This window comes from Streptomyces sp. NPDC003035 (assembly GCF_042888285.1).
Classification (GTDB): Bacteria; Actinomycetota; Actinomycetes; order Streptomycetales; family Streptomycetaceae; genus Streptomyces.
Genome location: NZ_JBIAPJ010000007.1, coordinates 137,812 through 162,614 on the forward strand (window position 1 = coordinate 137,812; position 24,803 = coordinate 162,614).

23 protein-coding genes are annotated in these 24,803 nt (G+C 70.7%); 6 read left to right on the forward strand and 17 right to left on the reverse strand.

Features of this window, described 5'->3' with window-relative positions; all coding sequences use genetic code 11:
• Positions 1-138 precede the first annotated feature (138 nt).
• Positions 139-927, forward strand: a complete 789-nt coding sequence (locus ACFYV5_RS23075) for a peptidylprolyl isomerase (RefSeq protein WP_389171346.1) — start codon at positions 139-141, stop codon at positions 925-927.
• A gap of 188 nt (positions 928-1,115) precedes the next feature.
• The gene (locus ACFYV5_RS23080) at positions 1,116-2,345 is read left to right on the forward strand and encodes a DUF349 domain-containing protein (protein WP_355111768.1); all 1,230 of its coding nucleotides are present in this window, start codon (positions 1,116-1,118) and stop codon (positions 2,343-2,345) included.
• A gap of 63 nt (positions 2,346-2,408) precedes the next feature.
• Here ACFYV5_RS23080 and ACFYV5_RS23085 read toward each other — a convergent pair whose 3' ends face one another.
• From ACFYV5_RS23085 to ruvC, 8 genes are all read right to left on the reverse strand, one after another.
• Positions 2,409-4,886, reverse strand: a complete 2,478-nt coding sequence (locus ACFYV5_RS23085; RefSeq protein ID WP_355111770.1) for a bifunctional (p)ppGpp synthetase/guanosine-3',5'-bis(diphosphate) 3'-pyrophosphohydrolase — start codon at positions 4,884-4,886, stop codon at positions 2,409-2,411.
• A gap of 226 nt (positions 4,887-5,112) precedes the next feature.
• Positions 5,113-5,664 carry an adenine phosphoribosyltransferase gene (locus ACFYV5_RS23090; protein WP_355111772.1) on the reverse strand — a complete coding sequence of 184 codons (552 nt, stop codon included), beginning with the start codon at positions 5,662-5,664 and terminating at the stop codon, positions 5,113-5,115.
• Complete coding sequence (gene secF / locus ACFYV5_RS23095) at positions 5,661-6,767, reverse strand: protein translocase subunit SecF (RefSeq protein ID WP_389171350.1); 1,107 nt, start codon at positions 6,765-6,767, stop codon at positions 5,661-5,663. The genes ACFYV5_RS23090 and secF overlap by 4 nt, the downstream gene beginning before the upstream one ends.
• A gap of 1 nt (position 6,768) precedes the next feature.
• On the reverse strand, positions 6,769-8,580 hold the full coding sequence (gene secD, locus ACFYV5_RS23100) for a protein translocase subunit SecD (protein WP_355111775.1): 1,812 nt from the start codon (positions 8,578-8,580) through the stop codon (positions 6,769-6,771).
• Positions 8,581-8,724: 144 nt separating this feature from the next.
• Positions 8,725-9,195 (reverse strand): preprotein translocase subunit YajC, encoded by a 471-nt coding sequence (yajC, locus tag ACFYV5_RS23105; protein ID WP_389171354.1) that lies wholly within the window; start codon positions 9,193-9,195, stop codon positions 8,725-8,727.
• Between the two features lie 165 nt (positions 9,196-9,360).
• The gene (gene ruvB / locus ACFYV5_RS23110; protein ID WP_389171948.1) at positions 9,361-10,455 is read right to left on the reverse strand and encodes a Holliday junction branch migration DNA helicase RuvB; all 1,095 of its coding nucleotides are present in this window, start codon (positions 10,453-10,455) and stop codon (positions 9,361-9,363) included.
• Between the two features lie 263 nt (positions 10,456-10,718).
• Positions 10,719-11,351, reverse strand: a complete 633-nt coding sequence (ruvA, locus tag ACFYV5_RS23115; protein WP_389171357.1) for a Holliday junction branch migration protein RuvA — start codon at positions 11,349-11,351, stop codon at positions 10,719-10,721.
• Positions 11,348-11,935, reverse strand: coding sequence for a crossover junction endodeoxyribonuclease RuvC (ruvC, locus tag ACFYV5_RS23120; protein WP_355111779.1), 588 nt, complete (start codon positions 11,933-11,935; stop codon positions 11,348-11,350). Before ruvC ends, ruvA begins: the two co-directional genes overlap by 4 nt.
• Before the next feature lie 227 nt (positions 11,936-12,162).
• Here ruvC and ACFYV5_RS23125 point away from each other — a divergent pair, with 227 nt between their 5' ends.
• Positions 12,163-12,456 (forward strand): hypothetical protein, encoded by a 294-nt coding sequence (locus tag ACFYV5_RS23125; protein ID WP_355111781.1) that lies wholly within the window; start codon positions 12,163-12,165, stop codon positions 12,454-12,456.
• Positions 12,457-12,663: 207 nt separating this feature from the next.
• Here ACFYV5_RS23125 and ACFYV5_RS23130 read toward each other — a convergent pair whose 3' ends face one another.
• From ACFYV5_RS23130 to pgsA, 8 genes are all read right to left on the reverse strand, one after another.
• Positions 12,664-13,416 carry a YebC/PmpR family DNA-binding transcriptional regulator gene (locus tag ACFYV5_RS23130; RefSeq protein ID WP_355111783.1) on the reverse strand — a complete coding sequence of 251 codons (753 nt, stop codon included), beginning with the start codon at positions 13,414-13,416 and terminating at the stop codon, positions 12,664-12,666.
• Positions 13,417-13,478: 62 nt separating this feature from the next.
• Entirely contained in the window at positions 13,479-14,069 is a 591-nt protein-coding gene (gene pdxT / locus ACFYV5_RS23135; RefSeq protein ID WP_389171361.1) for a pyridoxal 5'-phosphate synthase glutaminase subunit PdxT, read from the reverse strand.
• 6 nt (positions 14,070-14,075) lie between these two features.
• Positions 14,076-14,999 carry a pyridoxal 5'-phosphate synthase lyase subunit PdxS gene (gene pdxS / locus ACFYV5_RS23140; protein WP_355111787.1) on the reverse strand — a complete coding sequence of 308 codons (924 nt, stop codon included), beginning with the start codon at positions 14,997-14,999 and terminating at the stop codon, positions 14,076-14,078.
• A gap of 125 nt (positions 15,000-15,124) precedes the next feature.
• Positions 15,125-15,667, reverse strand: a complete 543-nt coding sequence (locus ACFYV5_RS23145) for a hypothetical protein (RefSeq protein ID WP_355111789.1) — start codon at positions 15,665-15,667, stop codon at positions 15,125-15,127.
• Between the two features lie 11 nt (positions 15,668-15,678).
• Positions 15,679-16,314, reverse strand: a complete 636-nt coding sequence (locus ACFYV5_RS23150) for an MBL fold metallo-hydrolase (protein WP_389171366.1) — start codon at positions 16,312-16,314, stop codon at positions 15,679-15,681.
• 60 nt (positions 16,315-16,374) lie between these two features.
• Positions 16,375-17,580 carry a glycosyltransferase family 4 protein gene (locus ACFYV5_RS23155; RefSeq protein WP_355111791.1) on the reverse strand — a complete coding sequence of 402 codons (1,206 nt, stop codon included), beginning with the start codon at positions 17,578-17,580 and terminating at the stop codon, positions 16,375-16,377.
• Positions 17,577-18,485, reverse strand: coding sequence for a phosphatidylinositol mannoside acyltransferase (locus ACFYV5_RS23160; protein ID WP_389171951.1), 909 nt, complete (start codon positions 18,483-18,485; stop codon positions 17,577-17,579). The genes ACFYV5_RS23155 and ACFYV5_RS23160 overlap by 4 nt, the downstream gene beginning before the upstream one ends.
• A gap of 14 nt (positions 18,486-18,499) precedes the next feature.
• Complete coding sequence (gene pgsA, locus ACFYV5_RS23165) at positions 18,500-19,216, reverse strand: phosphatidylinositol phosphate synthase (protein ID WP_389171954.1); 717 nt, start codon at positions 19,214-19,216, stop codon at positions 18,500-18,502.
• A gap of 209 nt (positions 19,217-19,425) precedes the next feature.
• Between pgsA and ACFYV5_RS23170 the strand changes: the two genes are divergently transcribed.
• Together ACFYV5_RS23170 and ACFYV5_RS23175 are read left to right on the forward strand one after the other, a co-directional pair.
• A complete protein-coding gene (locus ACFYV5_RS23170) occupies positions 19,426-21,633 on the forward strand; it encodes an elongation factor G-like protein EF-G2 (RefSeq protein WP_389171369.1) in 2,208 nt (735 codons plus the stop codon).
• 182 nt (positions 21,634-21,815) lie between these two features.
• Positions 21,816-23,471 (forward strand): hypothetical protein, encoded by a 1,656-nt coding sequence (locus ACFYV5_RS23175; RefSeq protein ID WP_355111797.1) that lies wholly within the window; start codon positions 21,816-21,818, stop codon positions 23,469-23,471.
• A gap of 14 nt (positions 23,472-23,485) precedes the next feature.
• Here ACFYV5_RS23175 and ACFYV5_RS23180 read toward each other — a convergent pair whose 3' ends face one another.
• Entirely contained in the window at positions 23,486-24,058 is a 573-nt protein-coding gene (locus ACFYV5_RS23180) for an HIT family protein (protein ID WP_389171373.1), read from the reverse strand.
• Between the two features lie 66 nt (positions 24,059-24,124).
• Here ACFYV5_RS23180 and ACFYV5_RS23185 point away from each other — a divergent pair, with 66 nt between their 5' ends.
• Positions 24,125-24,802, forward strand: a complete 678-nt coding sequence (locus tag ACFYV5_RS23185) for a potassium channel family protein (protein WP_389171376.1) — start codon at positions 24,125-24,127, stop codon at positions 24,800-24,802.
• Position 24,803 lies beyond the last annotated feature (1 nt).

Sequence of the window (24,803 nt, forward strand, 5' to 3'; positions counted from 1 at the left end):
CGTCCGGCGCGGAGGGGCGGCGGAGCGGAAGCGGCAGATCAGAGCCTACCGGCGCTGCGTATTCCACAGCCAACCCGTATACGGTACGGGCACATCCGGCCAGGACAGGAACAGACGAGCGACAAAGGAGCAGATCCGGTGGTCAGCAGCGATCAGCGGCGGCGGCAGCTCGCCAGGGAGAAGTATCTGCGGCAGCAGCAGCGACGGCAGGAGGCGCGGCAGAAGGCCAGGCGCCGGAACACCGTCATCGCCGCCTCACTGGCCGTCGTGCTGGCCGCGGGCGGCGCGGTCTACGCCTCGGTCGCGCTGACCGACGGCGGCACGAAGGGCTCGGACGACGCCGGGGCGAGCGGCACCCCTACGCCCTCGGCGAGCGAGTCGACGACGCCCGAGCCGGCGATGGCCGTCGACGGGAAGGCCACGTACACGATGGCCCTGAAGACGAACGCGGGCGACATCTCCATCACCATGGACGCGGCGAAGACCCCGCGCACGGTGAACTCCTTCAAGCACCTCGCCGACAAGAAGTACTTCGACGGGACGAAGTGCCACCGGCTGACGACGGAGGGCATCTTCGTCCTGCAGTGCGGTGACCCGAAGGGCGACGGCACGGGCGGTCCCGGCTACACCATCCCCGACGAGAACCTGGACTCCCTCGGCAAGGCGGGCGCGAACGGTTCGGTGACCTTCGCGGCCGGGACGGTCGCGATGGCCAACACCGGTCAGCCGGGCACCGGCGGCAGCCAGTTCTTCCTGGTCTACAAGGACACCAAGCTGCCGCCGAGCTACACCCCCTTCGGGAAGATCGACGCGGTCGGCCTGAAGGCCGTCCAGGAGGTCGCGAAGGCCGGTGTCGAGGGCGGTGCCAAGGACGGCGCGCCCAAGAAGGCCGTCACCATCGAGAAGGCCACGGTCACCAAGAAGTGACACGTGGCGCGGCCGTCGAACTTCGGTCGCGCTGAGTGCGGACAGCCGGGCGGCCGGTCGCCTAGATTGGCGTTGTGCAGCGCGGTCCTGTATCCGCGTTGTGGAGGGCGGGCGAGGCCCGCCGGGAAACCTGTGGACGATGCCCAGGGGGCACAACCCCCTCGTCGGCATCATGTGGAGGAGGCGCTGTGAGCAGCGACCCGTGGGGCCGCGTCGACGAGACGGGCACCGTGTACGTGCGTACTGCCGAGGGCGAGAAGGTCGTCGGTTCGTGGCAGGCCGGCACTCCCGAGGAGGCACTGGCCTACTTCGAGCGCAAGTACGAGGGCTTGGTGGTCGAGATCGGCCTCCTCGAGAAGCGGGTGAAGACGACCGACCTCTCGGCCAAGGACGCCATGGCCGCGATCGACCACATCCGGCAGCAGGTCGACGAGCATCACGCCGTGGGTGACCTCGCCGCGCTGACCACCCGGCTCGACAAGCTGGTCGAGACCGTGGAGTCGCGCCGCGAGGAGCGCAAGGCCCAGAAGGCCAAGCAGACCGACGAGGCGCGCGGCGCCAAGGAGGCGCTGGTCAAGGAGGCCGAGGAGCTGGCGCAGAGCGAGCAGTGGCGGGCCGCCGGCGAGCGGCTGCGGGCGCTCGTGGACACCTGGAAGGGCCTTCCCCGGCTCGACCGGAAGTCCGACGACGAGCTGTGGCACCGCTTTTCGCACGCCCGCTCGGCGTTCTCCAAGCGCCGCAAGGCGCACTTCGCCTCGCTGGACGCCCAGCGCGAGGAGGCCCGCAAGGCCAAGGAGAAGCTGGTCGCCGAGGCCGAGTCGCTCTCCGCCTCCACGGACTGGGGTGGCACGGCCGCCCGCTACCGCGAGCTGATGGCGGAGTGGAAGGCGGTGGGCCGCGCCCAGCGCGAGCACGAGGACGAGCTGTGGAACCGCTTCCGCGGCGCCCAGGACGTGTTCTTCGCGGCGCGCGGCGAGGTGTTCGCCGAGCGGGACGCGGAGCAGACGGAGAACCTCAAGCTGAAGGAGGAGCTCGCGGTCGAGGCCGAGAAGCTGGTGCCCGTGACGGATCTGAAGGCGGCGCGTGCGGCCTTCCGCTCCCTCAACGAGCGCTGGGAGGCCATCGGCCACGTGCCGCGCGACGCCCGGCCGAAGGTCGAGGGCCGGATGCACGCGGTGGAGCGGGCGATCCAGGAGGCCGAGGAGTCGGAGTGGCGCCGGACCAACCCGGAGGCACGCGCGCGTGCCGCGGGTCTGACGGGTCAGCTGCAGGACGCGGTCGACAAGCTGCAGAAGCAGATCGACACGGCCCGCGCGGCGGGCAACGACGCCAAGGCCGACAAGCTGGCGCGTGAGCTGGAGGGCCGCCAGGCGCTCCTCGACCAGGCGCTGAAGGGCCTGGAGGAGTTCGGCGGCTGATATTCGCCGTACGGAAAGGGCCCCGGTACCTCGCAGGTACCGGGGCCCTTTCCGTACGCGCTGTTACGGGCGCCGCGCCGAGGTGACCCGGTAGACGTCGTAGACGCCCTCGACGCCCCGGACGGCCTTCAGGACGTGCCCGAGGTGCTTGGGGTCGCCCATCTCGAAGGTGAAGCGCGAGGTGGCCACCCGGTCGCGGGAGGTCTGGACCGCCGCCGACAGGATGTTGACGTGCTGGTCGGACAGGACCCGCGTGACGTCCGAAAGCAGCCGGGAGCGGTCGAGGGCCTCGACCTGGATGGCGACCAGGAACACCGAGGACTGGGTGGGCGCCCACTCGACGTCGAGGATGCGCTCGGGCTCACGGGAGAGCGAGTCGACGTTGACGCAGTCGCTGCGGTGAACCGATACGCCGCTGCCGCGGGTGACGAAGCCGATGATCGGGTCGCCGGGTACGGGCGTACAGCAGCGGGCCAGCTTGACCCAGACGTCCTCGACGCCCTTGACGACGACACCCGGGTCGGCGCTGGAGCGGCGCTTGGAGCGGCCGCGCGAGGGCGGGGCGGTCTCGACGAGGTCCTCGTTGGCCGCTTCCTCGCCGCCGACGGCCTGCACCAGCTTCTGGACGATGGACTGGGCCGTGACATGGCCCTCGCCGATCGCCGCGTACAGCGAGGAGATGTCGCTGTAGCGCATCTCGTGGGCCAGCGTGACGAGCGAGTCGCCGGTCAGGATCCGCTGGATCGGCAGGTTCTGCTTGCGCATGGCCCGCGCGATGGCGTCCTTGCCCTGCTCGATCGCCTCCTCGCGGCGCTCCTTGGAGAACCAGGCGCGGATCTTGTTGCGTGCCCGCGGGGACTTGACGAAGCCGAGCCAGTCGCGGGAGGGGCCGGCGCCGGCGGCCTTGGAGGTGAAGACCTCGACCAGGTCGCCGTTGTCGAGGGTCGATTCGAGCGGGACGAGTCGCCCGTTGACCCGGGCCCCTATGGTGCGGTGGCCGACCTCGGTGTGGACGGCGTAGGAGAAGTCGACGGGGGTGGCCCCGGCGGGCAGCGCTATGACGTCGCCCTTGGGGGTGAAGACGAAGACCTCGTTGCGCGACAGGTCGAAACGGAGGGACTCCAGGAACTCGCTGGGGTCCTCGGTCTCCTTCTGCCAGTCGAGCAGCTGGCGCAGCCACGCCATGTCGTTGAGGTGGTCGTCCTTGCCGGTGTTCTTCGGCACGTCGGTGCGGACCTTGGAGGCGCCGGCGACGGCTTCCTGCTTGTACTTCCAGTGCGCGGCGATGCCGTACTCGGCACGGCGGTGCATGTCGAACGTACGGATCTGGAGCTCGACGGGCTTGCCGTTGGGTCCGATGACCGTCGTGTGCAGCGACTGGTACATGTTGAACTTCGGCATCGCGATGTAGTCCTTGAACCGGCCGGGGACCGGGTTCCATCGCGCGTGGACGGTGCCGAGGGCCGCGTAGCAGTCGCGGACGGTGTCCACGAGGACGCGGATGCCGACCAGGTCGTAGATCTCCGCGAAGTCCCGGCCGCGGACGATCATCTTCTGGTAGACGCTGTAGTAGTGCTTGGGCCGGCCGGTGACGGTGGCCTTGATGCGGGCGGCGCGCAGGTCGGACTGGACCTCGTCGGTCACTATGGCGAGGTACTCGTCGCGCTTGGGCGCGCGCTCGGCGACGAGCCGGACGATCTCGTCGTACATCTTGGGGTAGAGGATCGCGAAGGCGAGGTCCTCCAGCTCCCACTTGATGGTGTTCATGCCCAGGCGGTGGGCCAGGGGCGCGTAGATCTCGAGGGTCTCGCGGGCCTTCTTCTCCTGCTTCTCCCGCTTGAGGTAGCGCATGGTGCGCATGTTGTGCAGGCGGTCGGCGAGCTTGATGACCAGGACACGGGGGTCCTTGGCCATGGCGACGACCATCTTGCGGACGGTTTCGGCCTGCGCGGCCTCGCCGAACTTGACCTTGTCGAGCTTGGTGACGCCGTCGACGAGCAGGGCGACCTGGTCGCCGAAGTCGCGGCGCAGCTGCTCGAGGCCGTACTCGGTGTCCTCGACGGTGTCGTGCAGCAGACCGGCCATGAGCGTGGCCGGGTCCATGCCGAGCTCGGCGAGGATGGTGGTGACGGCGAGCGGGTGCGTGATGTACGGGTCGCCGCTCTTGCGCTTCTGGCCGCGGTGCCAGCGCTCGGCGACCTGGTAGGCGCGCTCGATCTGGCGGAGCGTCGCGGTCTCGATCTTCGGGTCGTTGGAGCGGACGATCCGCAGCAGCGGTTCGAGGACCGGGTTGTACGGGGAGGAGCGCTGGACGCCCAGCCGGGCGAGGCGGGCGCGGACGCGGTTGGACGAGCCGCCGCCGGAGCGGGTCACGGGGGCGGGCGTGGGCCTGGGCGTCGAGGCCGGTAGCGGGGCGGGGGCCACGGGCGCGGGCCTGCTCTCCGCGGGCTTGTCCTTGGGCGTCGCGGGTTCCGCCGCGGCCTTCTCGGCGGCCTGCGGGTCGGGCTGCGCGGCGGAGAGTGGCTGGGCCTCGTCTGGCAAGAGCGCTCCTTGGGGTCCCCCCGGACGGAGTCTGGGGGAGGTTCCGGGTCCCCCGGTCAGGCCCGGAAAGGCCATGGTATCGACCCGGGAGCCGCCGTGCTCACGCGTGCGGGGGGTGAGACGGGCACCACGCGCGGAAGCGGTCCCGTTCCGGGACATATCCGGAGAACGGGAAGGGCGCCCCGGGGATTCCCCGGGGCGCCCCTCACCGCATGTGGGCGCGGTGTCAGACCGTGATCAGCGCCTCGAGCGGGGCACCGCGCAGCGCGGGCTCCAGCCGGGCCCGCCCGGCGAGGAAGCCGAGCTCCATGAGGACAGCGACGCCCGCGACCTCGGCGCCGGCCCGCCGGATGAGCTCCAGCGAGGCCTCGGCGGTGCCGCCGGTGGCGAGGACGTCGTCGATGACCATGACGCGGTCGCCCGCGGCCAGGTCTTCGGCGTGCACCTCGATCTCGGCGGTGCCGTACTCCAGCTCGTACGCCTGCTTCAGCGTCGCGCCGGGCAGCTTGCCGGCCTTGCGGACCGGGATGAAGCCCAGGCCCGCGCGGACGGCCACGGGTGCGGCGAGGATGAAGCCGCGCGCCTCCAGGCCGACGACCTTCGTCGCACCGTGCGTGGCGCACAGGGCGGCGAGGGTGTCCGTCAGCGCGGTGAACGCCTCCGGGTCGGCGAGCAGCGGGGTGATGTCCTTGAACAGCACGCCCGGCTTCGGATAGTCGGGGACGTCACGGATCCGGCTGAGCAGCAGGCCCGTGGTGTCCTGGGTCCCGGCCGTCATCCGTGGCGCTCCGAGGGCCTGCCGCGGCGGCCGCGCTGGCCCACGACGGCGGTGCGGTCCTCGTCCTCGTCCTCGTGGAACGCGCCGTGGTCGTCGTCGTCGCGGTCCGCACCGTCCAGGGACTCGCCCTTGGCGGCCGCGGCCGCCCGCTTGGCGAGCACCCGCTTCCTCAGCGCCTTGATCGCCGGCTCGCGCTCCTTGAGGTCGGCGACGAGCGGGGTGGCGATGAAGATCGAGGAGTACGCACCGGCGGCGAGGCCGACGAACAGCGACAGCGAGATGTCGTTCAGCATGCCGGCGCCGAGGACGCCGCCGCCGATGAAGAGCAGACCGGCCACCGGCAGCAGGGCGACGACGGTGGTGTTGATCGAACGGACCAGGGTGCCGTTGATCGAGCGGTTGGCGACCTCGCTGTACGTCCAGCGGGTCTGCTTGGTGATGTCCTTCGTGCCCTCCTTGAGGGAGTCGAAGACCACCACCGTGTCGTAGAGGGAGTATCCGAGAATGGTCAGCAGACCGATCACCGTACCGACCGTGACCTCGAAGCCGACGAGCGAGTAGATGCCGACGGTGATGGTGAGGTCGTGGATCAGGGCGACGAGCGCCGCGACCGCCATTCTCCATTCGAAGGCGATGGCCAGATAGATCACCACCAGGATCATGAAGATCCCGAGGCCCATCCATGCCTTGTTGGCGATCTGCTCACCCCAGCTGGGGCCGACGAGCTCCGCCGCGATCTTGGTCTCGTCGACCTTCAGGTCCTTGGCGAGCTGCGTGCGGACCTTGTCGGACTGCGCGGTGTCGAGGCCGCCGATCTGGATGCGCAGGGTGTCGTTGCCGACCTTCTGCACGATCGCGTCGTGGCCGGACGCCTTCTCCGCGTAGTGGCGGGCGTCGGTGACCGAGACGGATGTCTTCGGCGTGGTGAAGAGGGCGCCGCCCTGGAACTCGATACCCATGTTCAGCCCGCGCACCGCAAGGCCGACGATGGCCGTGATGGTGATCAGGATGGACAGGCCGTACCAGATCTTGCGGTTCTTGATGAAGTCGTAGCCGACCTCACCACGGTGGAGCCGGGCGCCGAGATCGCCGAGCTTCGACATCTCACGCCTCCTTCGGGTCGATGGGGGCGGAGACACGGCGGGAACGACGCAGCGGCGGCTTGACACCGAGCCGCTTCGGGTCCAGCCCGGACCACGCGTGACCCTCGCCGAAGAACCTGGTGCGGGCGAGCAGCGTCATGACCGGCTTGGTGAAGAGGAACACCACGACCACGTCGAGCAGCGTGGTCAGGCCGAGGGTGAACGCGAAGCCCTGGACCTTGCCGACGGTGACCGCGAAGAGCACCGCGGCGGCGAGGAACGACACGAAGTCGGAGACCAGGATCGTGCGGCGGGCGCGCGGCCAGGCGCGCTCGACCGCGGGGCGCAGCGTGCGGCCCTCGCGGATCTCGTCGCGGACGCGTTCGAAGTAGACGATGAACGAGTCCGCGGTGATACCGATGGCGACGATGGCACCGCAGACGGCCGGCAGGTTCAGCGCGAAGCCGATGGCCGGGCCGAGCAGGGACATGATCACGTACGTGAGGAGCGCCGAGGCCGCCAGGCTGAGCAGGGCGACCAGCGACAGACCGCGGTAGTAGACCACCAGGTAGAGGACGACCAGGGCCAGACCGATCGCACCGGCGATCAGGCCCGCCTCCAGCTGCTCACCGCCGAGGGCGGCGGTGACGGTGTCGACGCTCTGGGTGTCGAAGGAGAGCGGCAGGGCGCCGTAGGACAGGATGTTTCCGAGGTCCTGGGCGGACTGCTGGGTGAAGCTGCCGGAGATCTCCGCGTTGGCGCTCAGCACGGTGCGCACGGACGGGGCCGAGACGACCTCGCCGTCCAGCACGATCGCGAACTGGTTCTGCGGCTCCTGCTGCTGCGACAGCTTGCCGGTGATCTTCGAGAACTTCTTGGCGCCCTCGTCCGTGAACTCCATGTTCACGATCCACATGCCGCGCTGCTGGTCGAAGGTGCCCTGGGCGTCGTCGACGTCCTTGCCGCTGACCTCGGCCGGGCCGAGGAGGTACTTGGCGTCGCCCTCGGCGCCGCACGCGACGGTCGGCTGCTCCGGCGGAACGGTGCGGGCCGGGTTGGGCACGGCCTTCTTGTCGCCGGACTTCTCGCCCTTGGGAGTGCAGTCGAGCGCGGCGAACTGCTGCTCCAGCCGCGCGGCGGCCGTGTCAGCCGGAGGCGTGGTCGTCGCCGTGGGGTTCGGGGACTTCGAGGCATCCGGCGAGGTGGTGGAGCCGGAGGTGGCGGTGGCGCCCGGGGTGGGTGCCTTCTTCAGGGCGTCGCTGACGGCACGGCCCTGCGTGGTGGCGCCCCCGGACGGAGTGGCCGAGGCGCCCTGGCCGGACGGCTTCGTGGCCGTGGCCGACGGGCTCGCGGAGGAGCCGGCGGACGGCGGCGCGGACCCGGACGGCGTCGGGCTGCCGGACGGCGCCGGCGTCGTCGGCCCGCTCGGGGCCCAGGCCAGTACCGGTCGGAAGTAGAGCTGAGCGGTCGTACCGACCTGCTCACGCGCCTGCTTCTCGTTCACACCCCTGGGGATGTTGACGATGATGTTCTCGCGGCCCTGCGTCTGAACCTCGGCCTCGGAGACACCCAGACCATTGACACGGCGGTCGATGATGCCGACCGCGGTGTTCATGTTGGTCTCGTTGACGGCGTCTTCCTTGCCGGGCTCCGCCTTCGCCTTGAGCGTGATCGACGTACCACCCGCGAGGTCGATGCCCAGCCGCGGCGTGGTGTGGCCGGACCAGAACATCCCGCCCGTGAGCGCGACCATGGCGATCAGGATCAGAGCCAGGGCACGCCCCGGCTTGCCCTGGCCCCCCGCCGGCCTTCGGCCCTTCTTCGGTGCTGCCACCTTGTCGTTTCTCCCTGTCCAACCGTCCCGCGCCGGGTGTGCGCGGTGCGGCCACGAAGTGTGTGTGGGGACCTGCCCCCGCAGACGTGGAACCGTGCCGGGGACCGCGGACGCCGGTGGGCGTCCCGCGGTCCCCGGTCTGGACTACTTCGCCTCGGTCTCGCCGTCGGCCTTGTCGTCCTTCTTGACCTCGGTGTCGGCCTCGGCGGCCTGCACCTTCTTGGTCAGGTCGGGCTTGGCGTCCTCGGCAGGCTCGTCGTCCGACGCGCCGGCCTCGGCCGACTCGGTCAGCGAGGAGGCGTCGTCCGGGACGACGGTCTCGGCGTCGGGCTCGTCGCCGTGGACGATGCGGTTGTACTCCTCGTCCGGGAGGACCGCGCCGATCGCGTTCTTCGCGTAGACGGCGTGCACGCCGGGAGCGACCTCGAGGAGGACGGTCTCGTCGCCGATCTCCTTGACGGTGGCGTACATCCCCCCGATCGTGCGTACGCCGGTGCCGGGCTGCATCTCGTCGCGCATCCGCGCGGCCGCCTGCTGCTTCTTCTTCGCGGAGCGGGTCATCAGGAACATGGCCCCGATGAGGACGATGAAGGGGAGGAGGGTCACGATACTCACGGGACGGGTTTCCTTCGCACGGACGCGGAGAACCCGCGGCCTGATCTTCGGGGGTGGGCGTGCCGGCCAGAAAGGTCGGCATCGGCGGAGTCTAGGCGAGTCCGCATCGATGGAACAACGTCCAGCATCGCACCGCGGTTCCTCGACCGACGAGTCTCCGCGCCGTCACGCCCCGAAGAGCCCCTGTTGTCCCGTTCCCACGCCGTTCCCCGCCCCTCCCGAGCCCGCTGCCTGCGGCGGAACGAGTCCGAGATGGGTCCATGCCGCGGGAGTGGCGACGCGACCACGGGGCGTACGGGCCAGCAGTCCCTCCCGTACGAGGAAGGGTTCGGCGACCTCCTCGACGGTCTCGCGCTCCTCCCCCACCGCGACCGCGAGGGTGGACAGGCCGACCGGCCCGCCGCCGAAGAGCTTGAGGAGGGCCTCGAGGACCCCCCGGTCGAGCCGGTCGAGACCGCGGCTGTCCACCTCGTACACGCTCAGGGCCGCCTCGGCGATCTCCCGGGTGATCACGCCGTCGGCCCTGACCTGGGCGTAGTCGCGGACGCGGCGCAGCAGGCGGTTGGCGATACGCGGGGTACCGCGGGAGCGGCCGGCGATCTCGGCGGCGCCGGCGGTGTCGATCTCGACGTCGAGGAGTCCGGCGGAGCGGTGGATGACGCGTTCCAGCTCGGCGGGGTCGTAGAACTCCATGTGCCCGGTGAAGCCGAAGCGGTCACGGAGCGGGGGCGGCAGGAGTCCGGCCCTGGTCGTGGCGCCGACCAGGGTGAAGGGCGGCAGCTCCAGCGGGATGGCGGTGGCGCCGGGGCCCTTGCCGACGATGACGTCGACGCGGAAGTCCTCCATCGCCATGTAGAGCATCTCCTCGGCGGGCCGGGACATGCGGTGGATCTCGTCGAGGAAGAGGATCTCTCCCTCCTGGAGGGAGGAGAGGATCGCGGCGAGGTCGCCGGCGTGCTGGATGGCGGGGCCGGAGGTGATCCGGATCGGGGCGTTCATCTCCGCCGCGATGATCATCGACAGGGTGGTCTTGCCGAGGCCGGGGGCGCCGGAGAGCAGGACGTGGTCGGCGGTGGCGCCGCGCTGGCGGGCCGCCTTGAGGACCAGGTCGAGCTGCTGGCGCACCTTCTCCTGACCGACGAACTCGCTGAGGTCCTTGGGGCGCAGGGCCGCCTCGACGGCCTGGTCGTCACCCTCGGCGGAGGCGCCGACGATCCGCGCGTCCGGCTCGGCGGTGCTGCTCTCGTCGTCCCAGTTCACGGTCTCTGCCTTCGTGGTGTGTGCGGTGTCTGCGGCGTGCGGGTCGCCTGCGGCGGGCTTGTTCCCCACCCCGCCCCTTCCCGAACTGGGGGCAAGCCCTCAGGCGCCCGTGCGGCCTTCGGCCGTGTCCTCAAGCTCCGGACGGCTGGTTTCGCCCCCAAGGGCGGAAGATTCAGCCTCGCCGGCGCTTGAGGCGCAGGGTCTGGGTGCGGGGCGGAGCCCCAGTTCAGGAAGGGCGGGGTGGGGAACAAGGGCCGTGGGGGCTATCTCGCGCGGTTCAGGGTCTGGAGGGCGGCGCGCAGGAGCTGCGGTACGGGGGCCGGGCCGCCGGCCGCGATCGCCGCCTCGGCCTGCGGCGTCACCGCCGAGACCGCGTCCTCCGCCTCGCGGCTCGCGTAGCCCAGGCCAATCAGGGCCGCGGACAGCTGCTCGGTCCACGGTGCCGGGCCGGAGGCCGCCGCGCGCTGGGCGCCGACGAGGCCGCTGCCGCCCAGCGGGGCGCCGAGCTTGTCCTTCAGTTCGAGGAGGAGTTTCTGGGCACCCTTCTTGCCGATGCCCGGGACGGCGGTGAGCGCCTTCTCGTCCCCGGTGGAGACGGCCAGGCGCAGCGCGTCCGGGGAGTGGACGCCGAGCATGGCCTGGGCCAGCCTCGGTCCGACCCCGCTCGCGGTCTGGAGGAGTTCGAACACCTGCCGCTCGTCGTCGTCCGCGAACCCGTAGAGGGTGAGCGAGTCCTCCCGTACCACCAACGAGGTGGCGAGACGGGCTTCTTGACCGATCCTCAGCTCCGCGATGGTGTTCGGGGCGCACTGGACGGCCATGCCGATGCCACCGACTTCGATCACGGCCGTGGTGGGGGCGAGGGCGGCGACGGGGCCGCTCACGAAGGCGATCATGCGGTACGGCCTTTCGGTGCGCGCGGTGCGGGTGATGCCTGCGGTGTGTGTGAGGCATGCGTGGCCTGCGCCGCGCGATGGGCGGCGGCGGCCTGCTGAAGGCGGTTCTGCGCGGGCGCCCGCCAGATGTGGCAGATGGCGAGGGCGAGGGCGTCCGCCGCGTCGGCCGGTTTCGGCGGAGCGGAGAGCCGCAGGAGCCGCGTGACCATCGCGCCGACCTGGGCCTTGTCGGCGCGGCCGCTGCCGGTGACGGCGGCCTTGACCTCGCTGGGGGTGTGCAGGGCGACGGGGATGCCGCGGCGCGAGGCGCAGAGCATGGCGACGGCGCTGGCCTGGGCCGTGCCCATCACCGTACGCACGTTGTGCTGGCTGAACACCCGCTCCACCGCGACCAGTTCGGGTCGGTACTCGTCGATCCACGCCTCGATGCCCTGTTCGATGAGGACGAGTCGTGCGCCGATCTGCTCGTCCGCGGGGGTGCGGACGACTCCGACGCCGAGCATGGTCAGAGAGCGCCCGGCCACGCCGTCGACGACTCCCACGCCGCACCGCGTCAGCCCGGGGTCGACACCCAAGACACGCACAGCTCCTCCATCCATCGGTAACCGCCTGAAGGCTACCGGCTGCCGCTGACACCACGGCCGACCACGCGGCCCGGCGGCCTGGCGGGACAGCGGCCGAGGGCCGCGTTTCCGCCTTGCCGCCATGATCAACAGTCACCTATGATCACGAATGTTCGCACGTTTGACCGACGTGCGTACGTTCGATTAGTAGAATCATCTACAACCCAGCAGGGGGAAACATGCGTCGCATGTCCAAGCTCGCCGTCGCCGGCGCCACGCTCGCGCTCGCCACGGTCGGCCTCAGCTCGCCCGCGCAGGCGGCGACCTCGGAGATCCACCGCGGAAAGACCGGCTGCTTCAGCTGGTCGTGGGCCGAGGGCTGGACCACCACCACGGTGTACTACCGCAACACCTGCTCCTACCAGGCCTCGATGAACGTCTGGTGGCAGGACGGCAACACCAGCCGGATGAAGAAGGTCACCGCAGCGGGTGGCGCGTCGGGCAGCGTCAAGAACACGGGCGACTTCAAGCGGATCGACTAAGTGTGATCCCGCACGTGTGATCCCGAAGCCCGCTGATTCCTGACCAGCCGGGATGTCGAAGAGCGGCCCGCCGGTATTCCGGCGGGCCGCTGTCCGTTCACAGTCCGGCCCGCGGGTCGACCGGCTCGAACGGGTCCGACGGAAAAGGCCGGACCGACGGAGTACCCGTCGGTCCGGCCTTGTCCGTCAGTGGGTGCGAAGCCCTCGTCAGGCGTCGACCTTCTCCATGACCTCGTCGCTGACGTCGAAGTTGGCGAAGACGTTCTGCACGTCGTCGCTGTCCTCCAGCGCGTCGATCAGCTTGAAGATCTTGCGCGCGCCCTCTTCGTCGAGCTCGACCTGCATGGTCGGGACGAAGTTGGAGTCGGCGGAGTCGTAGTCGATGCCCGCCTCCTGGAGGGCGGTGCGGACCGCGACCATGTCGGTGGCCTCGCTGATGACCTCGAAGCTCTCACCGAGGTCGTTGACCTCCTCGGCGCCCGCGTCGAGCACCGCCCCGAGGACGTCGTCCTCGGTCAGCTCGCCCTTGGGCAGCACGATGACGCCCTTGCGGTTGAAGAGGTACGAGACCGAGCCGGGGTCGGCCATCGAGCCGCCGTTGCGGGTCATGGCGACGCGGACGTCGGAGGCGGCACGGTTGCGGTTGTCGGTGAGGCACTCGATGAGCACCGCGACACCGTTCGGGCCGTAACCCTCGTACATGATCGTCTCGTAGTCGACGCCGCCGGCCTCGAGGCCGCCGCCGCGCTTCACCGCGGAGTCGATGTTCTTGTTCGGGACGGAGCTCTTCTTGGCCTTCTGAATGGCGTCGAAGAGGGTCGGGTTCCCCTCGGGGTCGGCGCCGCCGGTCCGGGCGGCGACCTCGATGTTCTTGATCAGCTTCGCGAAGAGCTTGCCGCGCTTGGCATCGATCACGGCCTTCTTGTGCTTCGTCGTAGCCCATTTAGAGTGGCCGGACATCTGCCTGTCTCCTTCGCGTAACCCATTTCTGAACGAACCCCAGAGATCCTACCGGGATCACGTCACCGGCCCGCGCGCACCATGTCGACGAACAGGGCGTGCAGTCGGTGGTCACCGGTGAGTTCGGGGTGGAACGAGGTCGCGATCGCCCGGCCCTGCCGTACGGCCACGATGTGGCCCTCGTGCTCGGCGAGCACCTCGACCTGAGCGCCGACGGACTCGACCCACGGGGCGCGGATGAAGACGCCCTCGACGGGGCCGTCCTCGATGCCGGTCACGGTGACGCCGGCCTCGAAGGACTCGTTCTGCCGGCCGAAGGCGTTGCGGCGGACGATCATGTCGATGCCGCCGAAGGTCTCCTGGCCCGAACGCGGGTCGAGGATCTTGTCGGCGAGCATGATCAGGCCGGCGCAGGTGCCGTACACCGGCAGGCCGGCGGCGATGCGCTCGCGCAGCGGCTCCATCAGGCCGAAGAGGTCGGCCAGCTTGGAGATCGTGGTGGACTCGCCGCCGGGTATGACGAGGCCGTCGACCTCGGCGAGCTCCTCGGGGCGCCGGACCGGCCTGGCCACGGCGTCAGCCGCGGCCAGGGCGATCAGGTGCTCCCGGACGTCGCCCTGGAGGGCCAGGACACCGATAACGGGGGTGGTCATGAGTGATTACCAGCCGCGGTTGGCGTAGCGCTCGGACTCGGGGAGGGTGTCGCAGTTGATGCCGACCATGGCCTCGCCCAGGTTGCGGGAGGCGTCCGCGATGATCTTCGGGTCGTCGTAGAAGGTGGTGGCCTTCACGATGGCGGCGGCGCGCTTGGCCGGGTCGCCCGACTTGAAGATGCCGGAGCCGACGAAGACGCCCTCGGCGCCGAGCTGGCGCATCAGCGCGGCGTCGGCGGGGGTGGCGACACCACCGGCGGAGAACAGCACGACCGGCAGCTTGCCGAGCTCGGCGACCTCCTTGACGAGCTCGTACGGGGCGCGCAGCTCCTTGGCGGCGGCGAACAGCTCGTTGTTGTCGTAGCCGCGCAGGCGGGCGATCTCGTTCTTGATCTGGCGCAGGTGGCGGACGGCCTCGACGACGTTGCCGGTGCCGGCCTCGCCCTTGGAGCGGATCATGGCCGCGCCCTCGGCGATGCGGCGCAGGGCCTCGCCCAGGTTGGTGGCGCCACAGACGAAGGGGGTGGTGAACGCCCACTTGTCGGAGTGGTTGACCTCGTCGGCCGGGGTCAGGACCTCGGACTCGTCGATGTAGTCGACGCCGAGGGACTGCAGGACCTGGGCCTCGACGAAGTGGCCGATGCGGGACTTGGCCATGACCGGGATGGAGACGGCGCCGATGATCTCTTCGATCATGTTCGGGTCGGACATACGGGCGACGCCGCCGTCCTTGCGGATGTCGGCGGGGACCCGCTCCAGGGCCATGACGGCGACGGCGCCGGCGTCCTCGGCGATCTTGGCCTGCTCGGCGTTGACCACGTCCATGATCACGCCGCCCTTGAGCTGCTCGGCCATGCCGCGCTTGACTCGCGAGGTGCCGATCGCCGAGGAATCTGCAGACTGGGTGCTGGTGGGAAGCGTGGTGGACACGGGGACCTCACTCGGGAAAAAAGCGGTGTTCAGACATTACTGAGGAAACAGGCCACCACCAGTCCACATCAAGGGCCAATGTGGAGCCGGTGGCTCGTTTTCGCCGTTTTCGCAGGTGAGCGCGTTCAGGTCGGGCGATCCGCAAGGGCCACCGGCGGCTCGTCGTCCATTTCGAAGGCCAGCGGGAACGGGGCGTGGCCCGCCAGCCGGAACCAGCGCACCGTGCGGTGACGGCGCAGGGCGCGGGCGGCGCGCACGGCGTCGTTGTGGAACCTGCGGGCCATCGGCACCCTGCGGACGGCGGCCGCGAGCTCGTCCGCGGCCTCGTCCCCGCCGGGGGTCTCCCGTACGACCTCGACCTGCTCGGGCTCCCCGAACACGGCGCGCAGGGCCTGGCTCAGGTCGCTCTCGGCGACCTCACGGTGGTCCTCCTCGGCCTGCCGGGCGGCGTGCGCCGCCTCGTAGAGCACGATCGAGGCGGCCGGGTCGAGGATTCCGGAGGTGGCCAGTTCCTGGGCGACCGAGGCCCTGCGGAGCAGCTGGGCGTCGAGGGCGGCGCGGGCCGCGTCGATGCGCGCGTGCAGACGGTCGAGCCGGCCGGCGGTCCAGCTGAGGTACAGGCCGATCGCGATCAGCGCGACGACGGTCCAGATCAGGGTTTCGGTCACGGGCGCACAGGCTACCGTCGCGGTGGCAGCACACCCTCCCAGAGGGCACGGTCGTGGGCGAACCGGACGCGTGCGGGCCGTCCGTCGGCGAGTTCGGCGAGCCGGTCGAGCCAGGGGCGGTACGGGACACCGAACTCGGCCGCGACGTCGTACGCCTGGCCCGCGAGGACGGTGACGTGGTCGCCGTGGTCCACCACCAGGGACTGGTGGCCCTCGGTGTGCCCGGGCGTGGGCACGACAGTGATCCCGGGCGCGATCTCGTACTCGCCGTCGATCTCCTGGTACCGGACGCCGCCGAGCAGCCAGTCGAGGGTGTAGTCGCCGGCGCGGGCGGTGGCCAGTTCCTTGCGCTGCACGAGGACGGGGGTGTCGGGGAAGCGCTGGTTGTCGCCGATGTGGTCGAAGTGGAGATGGCAGTTGACGACGAGATCGACGTCCTCGGGGCCGACGGGGAGGGGGCGGCGGGTGGGCTGGTAGTGCGCGTCCGTCTCCGGGCAGCCGGTTCCCATCCCGGTGTCGAAGACCAGCGCCCCGCGCGCGTGCCGCACGAGGTAGGCGAGTACGGGCTCCACGCGCGCGTGGGGGCCACCCCACTCCTCGGCGGGGCGGACGAAGTGACCGAGGTCCAGTAACTCGATGACGTTCATCCCGTCAGCGTGCCAGGCGCACCGCCGGCCCCGCCACGGAACGACGCCGCCTCCGGGCGGTCAGTCGCGCGCGAGGCCGAACCTCGCGCGCAGGCCGGTGCGTTCGTCCGTCGCGACCGAGGCGGCGCCGTCCGTCACCGTCTCGTAGACCGCGAGGATGTCGGCGCCCACCGTCGACCAGTCGAAGCGCCGTACGTGCGCGCTGCCGCGCTTGCGCAGCTCCTCGCGCCGCGCCTCGTCCCCCAGCAGCCGGATCGCCGCGTCGGCCAGGGCGTTCGCGTCCTCGTTGGCGAACAGCTCGCCCGCGGCCCCCTGGTCCAGGACCTGGGCGAAGGCGTCCAGGTCGGAGGCGAGGACCGGCGCTCCCGCCGACAGCGCCTCGACCAGGATGATCCCGAAACTCTCGCCGCCGGTGTTCGGCGCCACGTAGACGTCGACGCTGCGCAGCAGCCGCGCCTTGTCCTCGTCGCTGACCATGCCGAGGAACTCGACGCGCGAGCGCATCTCCTGCGGCAGCGAGGCCACCGCCTCCTCCTCGTCGCCGCGCCCGGCGACGAGGAGCCGGGTCTCCGGCCGCTCGGCCAGGATCTTCGGCAGGGCCTTCATCAGGACCGGAAGGCCCTTCCTCGGCTCGTCGATCCGCCCGATGAACCCCAGGGTGCCCCCCCGTCGCCCACCGCCACCCTCACCCGAGCTTGGCGCCCCTTCTGTCTGCCACTCCGCCTTCGGTTCGGCCCGCGCGAAGAAGTCCACGTCGACGCCGTTGGGGATGACGACGGCGTCGCCGCCCAGGTGCTCGACCAGGGTGCGCCGCGCGTACTCGCTCACCGCGATCCGCGCGCTGATCTTCTCCAGGGCGGGCTGCAGGATCGGGTACGCCGCGATCATCGCCCGCGAGCGCGGGTTCGAGGTGTGGAAGGTCGCCACGATCGGCCCCTGCGCCGCCCAGCAGCTCAGCAGGCCGAGCGAGGGCGAGGCCGGCTCGTGGATGTGGATGACGTCGAACGTGCCGTCGTGCAGCCAGCGCCGCACGCGCGCCGCCGAGAGGAAGCCGAAGTTGAGGCGTGCCACGGAGCCGTTGTAGGGCACCGGCACGGCGCGGCCCGCCGAGACGACGTACGGCGGCAGCGGCGTCTCGTCGTCGGCGGGCGCGAGCACGGACACCTTGTGGCCGAGCCCGATCAGATGCTCGGCGAGGTCGCGGATGTGGAACTGGACGCCGCCCGGCACGTCCCAGGAGTACGGGCAGACGATTCCGATCTTCACGTGCGGCCCCCCTCCCCGCGCTGCTCCAGGTCGGCGAGCCACAGTCGTTGGAGCATGTGCCAGTCCTCCGGGTGGTCCGCGATGCCGTCGGCGAAGGCGTCGGCCAGGGCCTGTGTCATGACGGAGGTCTTCTCGGCCCGGGTACCAGACTCGGGTACGTCGACGGGCGCGTAGACGCGCCCCTTCATCACGGGGGTGTCGTCGTACCAGAGCGTCACGGGCAGCAGCAGCGCGCCCGTCTGCTGGGCGAGCATCGCCGGACCGGCCGGCATCCGCGCCGTCTCCCCGAAGAACGTGACCTCGGTGCCGGAGGCGGACAGGTCACGGTCGGCGACCAGACAGATCAGGCCGCCGGCCCGCAGTCTCCGCGCCAGCGTGCCGAAGGCGGCGCCGCCGGTGTGCGGCAGGACCTCCATGCCCAGCGACTCTCGGTAGGCGACGAACCGGTCGTACAGCGTCTCCGGCTTGAGCCGCTCCGCGACCGTGGTGAAGGGCACGCCGAGCGAGCGGGTCACCCACACGCCCGCGAGGTCCCAGTTGGCCAGGTGCGGCAGGGCGAGGATGACGCCGCGCCCCGAGGCGAGGCCGTCCTCGAGGCGGTGGATGTCCTTGATGTCGATACCGCTGTCGACGCGTTCCTTGCTCCAGGTCGGCAGCCGGAAGGACTCCATCCAGTAGCGCATGTACGAACGCATCCCTGCCTTCGACAGCTCGGCGAGCCGCTCGGGGCCGGCGTCGGGGACCACGCGCGCGAGGTTGGACTCCAGGCGCAGCACGCTCGTGCCGCGCCGCTTCCAGGCGATGTCGGCGATCCGCCGCCCGAGCCCGGCCGCCACGGGCTCCGGCAGCTTCTTCACGGTCGCCCAGCCGAGCCCGTACAGCCCGTCGGTCAGCCGGTCCTTCATGCCGCTCGCGCCACTCATGACGTCGCCTCGTTCCCCGGTGCGGCGGCCGCGTCGGCCTCGGCCGACTCCCGCCGTACCGTCACCACCCGCTGCCCCAGCGTCACCGCGGAGCCCACGGCGACGATCCACAGCGCGATCGGCAGCAGGATGTCGACGCCGGGCACTCCGAACCCGTGCAGTCCGGCGAGCCCGGCCGCGACCAGCGAGATCACGAGCCGCTCGGCCCGTTCCACCAGGCCGTTGACGGCCACCGGCAGGCCGATCGATTCGCCGCGCGCCTTGGTGTACGAGACGACCTGACCGCTGGCCAGGCAGAAGATGGACACGGCGCACAGCACGTTGTCGTCGCCCGTGCCCGCGTACCAGAGCGCGAAGCCGCCGAAGATGGCGCCGTCGGCGACCCGGTCGAGGGTCGAGTCGAGGAACGCGCCCCACCGGCTGGAGATTCCGGCCTGCCGGGCCATGTTGCCGTCGACGAGGTCGGAGAAGACGAAGAGGGTGATGACGATCGTGCCCCAGAAGAACTCCCCCCGGGGGAAGAAGACCAGCGCACCCGCCATCACTCCGGCCGTGCCGATGAGCGTCACCGCGTCGGGGCTGACGCCCCGGCGGAGCAGAAACGCGGCGAACGGTGTGAGGACACGCGTAAAAAATGCACGCGCGTACTTGTTCAGCATGGCCTTCCCGACGTTCGGTGGCCGCGCGGCCCCTATGGCCACCGGCCTGCCCATCGTAGCCAGGACCACCCCGCGGCACCGTCGGCCACCCGTCCCGTCGCGTCGTGTACGACGTATGGACGCGCCCTGACGACGGTGCCAAGCTCGAAGGACCACCGCGGGCATCGCCGGAGCTGCACGCGATCCCCTCCCGCGCCGACTCCCCCGCGCCCGCGCCCCGCCGCACCGCGCAGCGAGCGGTGCAAGCGATCGGGAGGAACACCATGGGCGACAAGGCGAACGCACACTCCGGGGCCGCCGGCAGGGCTCCGACGGCCGACCGGCCCGCGGACATACGGAACGTGGTGCTGGTCGGCCACAGCGGATCGGGAAAGACGACCCTCGTCGAGGCGCTGGCGCTGACCGCCGGGGCGGTCAACCGGGCCGGCCGGGTCGAGGACGGCGGGACGGTCTCCGACCACGACGAGATCGAGCACCGCCAGCAACGTTCCGTACAGCTCTCCCTCGTCCCCCTCGAATGGGGCGGATGCAAGATCAATCTCCTCGACACACCGGGATACGCCGACTTCGTCGGGGAGCTCAGGGCCGGTCTGCGCGCGGCGGACGCGGCCCTCTTCGTCGTCTCGGCCGCCCAGGAGGCCGACGCGATCGCCGGGTCGACCCGCATGGTGTGGGAGGAGTGCGCGGCCGTCGGCATGCCCCGTGCCATCGTGGTCACTCACCTGGACACGGCCCGCACCGGCTTCGACGAGCTGACCTCCGTCTGCGCCTCGATCTTCGGCGGCGACGACCCCGACGCCGTGCTCCCCCTCTACCTGCCCGTCCACGGCGCCGAGGCACCGGACGGACACGCCCCGGCCACCGGCCTGGTGGGGCTGCTCTCGGAGCGGATCTTCGACTACTCCACGGGCGTGCGGCAGGAGAATGCGCCGGACGACGGCCAGCAGGCGCTGATCGCGGAGGCCCGCGGCCGCCTGATCGAGGGGATCATCGCCGAGAGCGAGGACGAGACCCTCATGGACCGCTATCTCGGCGGCGAGCAGATCGACATCAAGACGCTCATCGACGACCTGGAGAAGGCCGTCGCCCGCGGCACCTTCCATCCCGTGCTGGCCGCGGCGCCCGCCGCGAACGGCGCGAAGCAGGGTCTCGGCACCGTCGAGCTGCTCGAACTGATCACCGGCGGCTTCCCGACCCCGCTGGAGCGCGAGGCCCCCGCCGTCACCACTCCCGACGGCGTCCCGCTGCCGCCGGTCACCTGCGACCCGGAAGGTCCGCTCGTCGCGGAGGTCGTGAAGACCGCCTCCGACCCCTACGTCGGCCGGATCTCGCTGGTCCGGGTCTTCTCCGGCACCCTGCGCCCCGACGAGACCGTCCATGTCTCGGGGCACGGACTGGCCGACCGGGGTCACGAGGACCACGATGTCGACGAGCGGGTCGGCGCGCTGACCTCGCCCTTCGGCAAGCAGCAGCGCACGCTCAACCGGTGCATCGCGGGCGACCTCGCCTGTGTCGCCAAGCTCGGCCGCGCGGAGACCGGCGACACGCTCTCCGCCAAGGACGATCCGCTCCTGATGGAGCCCTGGACGATGCCCGATCCGCTGCTCCCGCTCGCGATCGAGGCTCACAGCAAGGCCGACGAGGACCGGCTCTCCCAGGGGCTCGCGCGGCTCGTCGCCGAGGACCCGACCATGCGCCTGGAGCAGAACCAGGACACCCGTCAGGTCGTTCTGTGGTGTCTCGGCGAGGCTCACCGGGACGTGGCCCTGGAGCGGCTGCGCAACCGGTACGGGGTCCAGGTCGACGCCGTCCCGCACAAGGTGTCGCTCCGCGAGACCTTCGGCGGCCCGTCGGCCGGGCGGGGCCGGCACGTCAAACAGTCCGGTGGCCACGGCCAGTTCGCGATCTGCGAGATCGACGTCGAACCGCTGCCGCCGGGCAGCGGCATCGAGTTCGTCGACAAGGTGGTGGGCGGGGCGGTGCCGCGCCAGTTCATCCCTTCGGTCGAGAAGGGCGTACGCGCCCAGGCCGCGCGCGGGGTCGCCGCCGGATATCCGCTGGTCGACGTGCGGATCACGCTGCGCGACGGCAAGGCCCACTCGGTCGACTCCTCCGACGCCGCCTTCCAGACGGCCGGCGCCCTCGCGCTGCGCGAGGCGGCGGCCGAGGCGAGCATCCGGCTCCTGGAGCCGGTCGCCGAGGTCCAGGTGCTCGTCCCGGACGAGTACGTGGGGCCGGTGATGAGCGACCTCTCGGGGCGGCGGGGCCGGGTCGTCGGCACCGAACAGGCCGGTCCCGGCCGGACGGTGGTCCGCGCCGAGGTCCCCGAGATCGAGATCGGCCGGTACGCGGTCGACCTCCGCTCCGTCTCGCACGGCACCGGCCGCTTCGACCGTACGTACGCCCGCCATGAGGCGATGCCGCCCCAACTCGCGGACAAGGTACGCGAAAAGTCGGAAAAGGGATCCTAGTCACGTACCGGACTGTCGATGCCGCCCGTCCGACTCCCCCCGGAGGGCGGCATTCGGCCGACTCGTGACGCATCCGCCGGTACCCGGTTACGCTGTGGTGCCCAGCTCAGCAGGTGTGCGGGGCGCGGTAGTTGGGAAAAGGCCGCAGAGGGATACGCGGTGAACCACGCGGGCACGCGGCGATGGGGGCATCAGTGACGATCGGCAGTTTCGGACCCGGGGCTCAGATTCCCCTCCAGGGCTCGGACGGACAGACGGCGGCGACGCACGCCCTCGCCTCCGCCGCGTACCGCGACGGCAAGGTCGAAGCGATCCTGGAAGCCAACAACGAATGGCACCAGTCCAAGGTCACCGACGCCAGGTGGAAGCTCTTCCGTCCGGATCTCGGCGAGGCCTTCTCGCGGGCGGTCCAGGTTCGGACGCTCGGCGGCGCCCGCAAGGCGCTCATCCAGTCCTTCGGTACCGACTCGCGACCCGTGGTCGAGCACTGCCTGGCGGCCACGGGCATCCGCAAGCAGCGCGACGTCAAGCTGACCCTGGTCACCTTGGTCTTCGGCGTCGTCTTCCTGCCCGGGCTGCTGCTCTGGCTCGGCGTCATCCAGTTGCGCCGCATGCTCGCGGGCACGGAGAACAAGCGCACCAGCGCCATCGGCACGGTGTTCCTGGTCGCCGTCGGATTCCTCGCCCTCCTCTTCCTGATCAAGCTTCCGTTCGGCGGGCTGCTGTCGATCTACCTCCGGGCCATGATCATCGCTCCGGTCGTCGGCTGGTTCCTCGCCAAGCGCATCTGCGAGTCCACGGCCAAGGATCTGCGGGAGCGCTGGGGCGCCCTCCTCAGCGGGGGCGGCATCGGCGCCATGGTCCCCGAGGCCGTCCCCCAGGACCCGACGGAGAAAGCGGCCGAGGACCTCCGCCAGAACCTGGAGAAGCTCACCGCCGAGCAGCAGTCCAACATCGTCTTCTACGCCGGCCCCAAGGGGATACTGGGCATGGGTACACGGTGGGGCAGCTGGACGCTCGCCGAGGAACTCATCCCCAAGGAGGGCCGCGAGATCCACGCCTTCCGCGCCTGGGACGTCGTGCGGAAGATCCACGACGAGCTCACGCTCCTGGAGCGCGGCTCTCTCAAGACCGGCTTCCCCAAGCCGACGGTCAAGCACTGGATCGTCTCCCCCGTCGGTGAGGGCGCCGACGAGGTGGCCCGCCCCGAGGGCGACGACATCGTCCACTTCCAGGTGAAGCCGCACGAGATACAGCGCATCTGCAACGACCAGCAGTTCGGTGCCGGAAACCGCCACTACCTGGGGGTGCAGTTCACGCTCTGGGACGGCCAGCTGGTCCTCACCATGATGATCACGGTGACCTCGCTGCACCACACGCTACGTGTGGAGGTCACCGGGCACGCGCTGGGCCCGGTGCACTCGCTGTTCACCACCAAGCCCAAGGCGAGGACCAAGGAGGTCTCCAAGACCGTACGGTTCTGGGAGACGCGGGAGATCCAGCTGCCGATCCTGGAGGACGACGACATCGTCCGCAAGGCCGTCCGCGCCCCGCTGACCTGGTTCCCGCCGGTCCTGGACTTCCTCGGCGGCAAGCTCGTCCTGCCCGAGCCCTTCGGCCTGCGGCACGCCTGGGCCGCCCAGCCCTGGCGGCACCGCTTCATGGCCGACGACGCCATCCGTACGGCGACGCCCGTGATGCGCGCCGTCCATGCCGCGACCATCAAGGTGCTCGACGAGCACGGCGTGGACACGGAGCGCTTCACCAACCGCTCGCTGGTACTGAGCGGAACCATCCAGGACCCCGGCCCGAAGAAGGCCGACATCTACGACGCGTAGGTACCGGGCCCGTCTCAGGCGAGCTCGGACGACGCCGGCCAGGCGTCCGCGAGCATGGTGCGGGTGTCGGCGAGGAGCTGTGGCAGCACCTTGGTGTGGCCGACGACCGGCATGAAGTTGGTGTCGCCACCCCAGCGGGGCACCACGTGCTGGTGGAGATGGGCGGCGATACCGGCGCCCGCGGCCGAGCCCTGGTTCATGCCGATGTTGAAGCCGTGCGCGCCGGACGCGGCCCGCAGCGCGATCATCGCCCGCTTGGTGAACTCGCCCAGCTCGGCGGTCTCCGGTCCGTCCAGACCCGTGTAGTCGGCGACGTGCCGGTACGGCACCACCATCAGGTGACCGCCGTTGTACGGATAGAGGTTCAGCACGGCGTACACGTGCTCGCCGCGCGCGATGACCAGCCCGTCCTCGTCCGACTTCGCCGGAATCGAGCAGAACGGACAGCCGTCCTCGGCCCCTGGCCCGGTCGGCTTGTTCTCGCCCTGGATGTACGCCATCCGGTGCGGCGTCCACAGGCGCTGGAACGCGTCCTGCGTCCCCACTCCGATCTGCTGTTCCGGCTCAATCGTCATGCTGTGCAGCATATTGCTTCGCCCGTTCGGAGCGTGTCGCCGGGGCGATGCTCACGCGGCCCCGGAGATGCTGATCCGATGGAGGAGAGGGCCGAGGCACCGGAGCGCTGGGACCGCCGGATGGAGACCCCGCTGGCGGTGCTGTCCCTGCTGTTCTTCGCCGGGTACGCGGTACGGGTCCTGGCCCCCGGTCTCCCGGGGCTCTGGCGGGACCTCTGCCTGGTGGTGACGTGCGGTGCCTGGGCCGTGTTCGCCGTGGACTACGCGGTACGGCTCCGGCTGAGCGGCCTGCGCCCGCTGCGGTTCGTCCGCACCCACTTCCTGGACACGGTGGTCCTGGTGCTGCCGCTGCTGCGCCCCCTGCGGATCGTGACCATCTACGAGCGGATCCAGCGCCGCCACGACAAGCCCCGCCTCACGCTCTACGCCCGGGTCATGGCCTACGCGGGCCTGACGGCCGGCCTGCTCGGCCTCGCGGGCGCGCTCACGGTCTACCACTACGAGCACGGGGCGCCGGGCGCCACGATCCGTACCTTCGGCGACGCGGTCTGGTGGGTGTGCGCCACCCTGTCGACGGTGGGCTACGGCGACGTGTCCCCGGTGACGCCGATGGGCCGGGTCACGGCCGTGGGCGTGATGGCGTGCGGGCTGGCTCTCCTGGGCGCGGTGACGGGTTCCTTCTCGTCCTGGCTGATCCAGACCTTCCGGCGGGAGGACGAGGAGAGGCCCCCGGGGGATTCCCCGGGGGCCTCCTGAG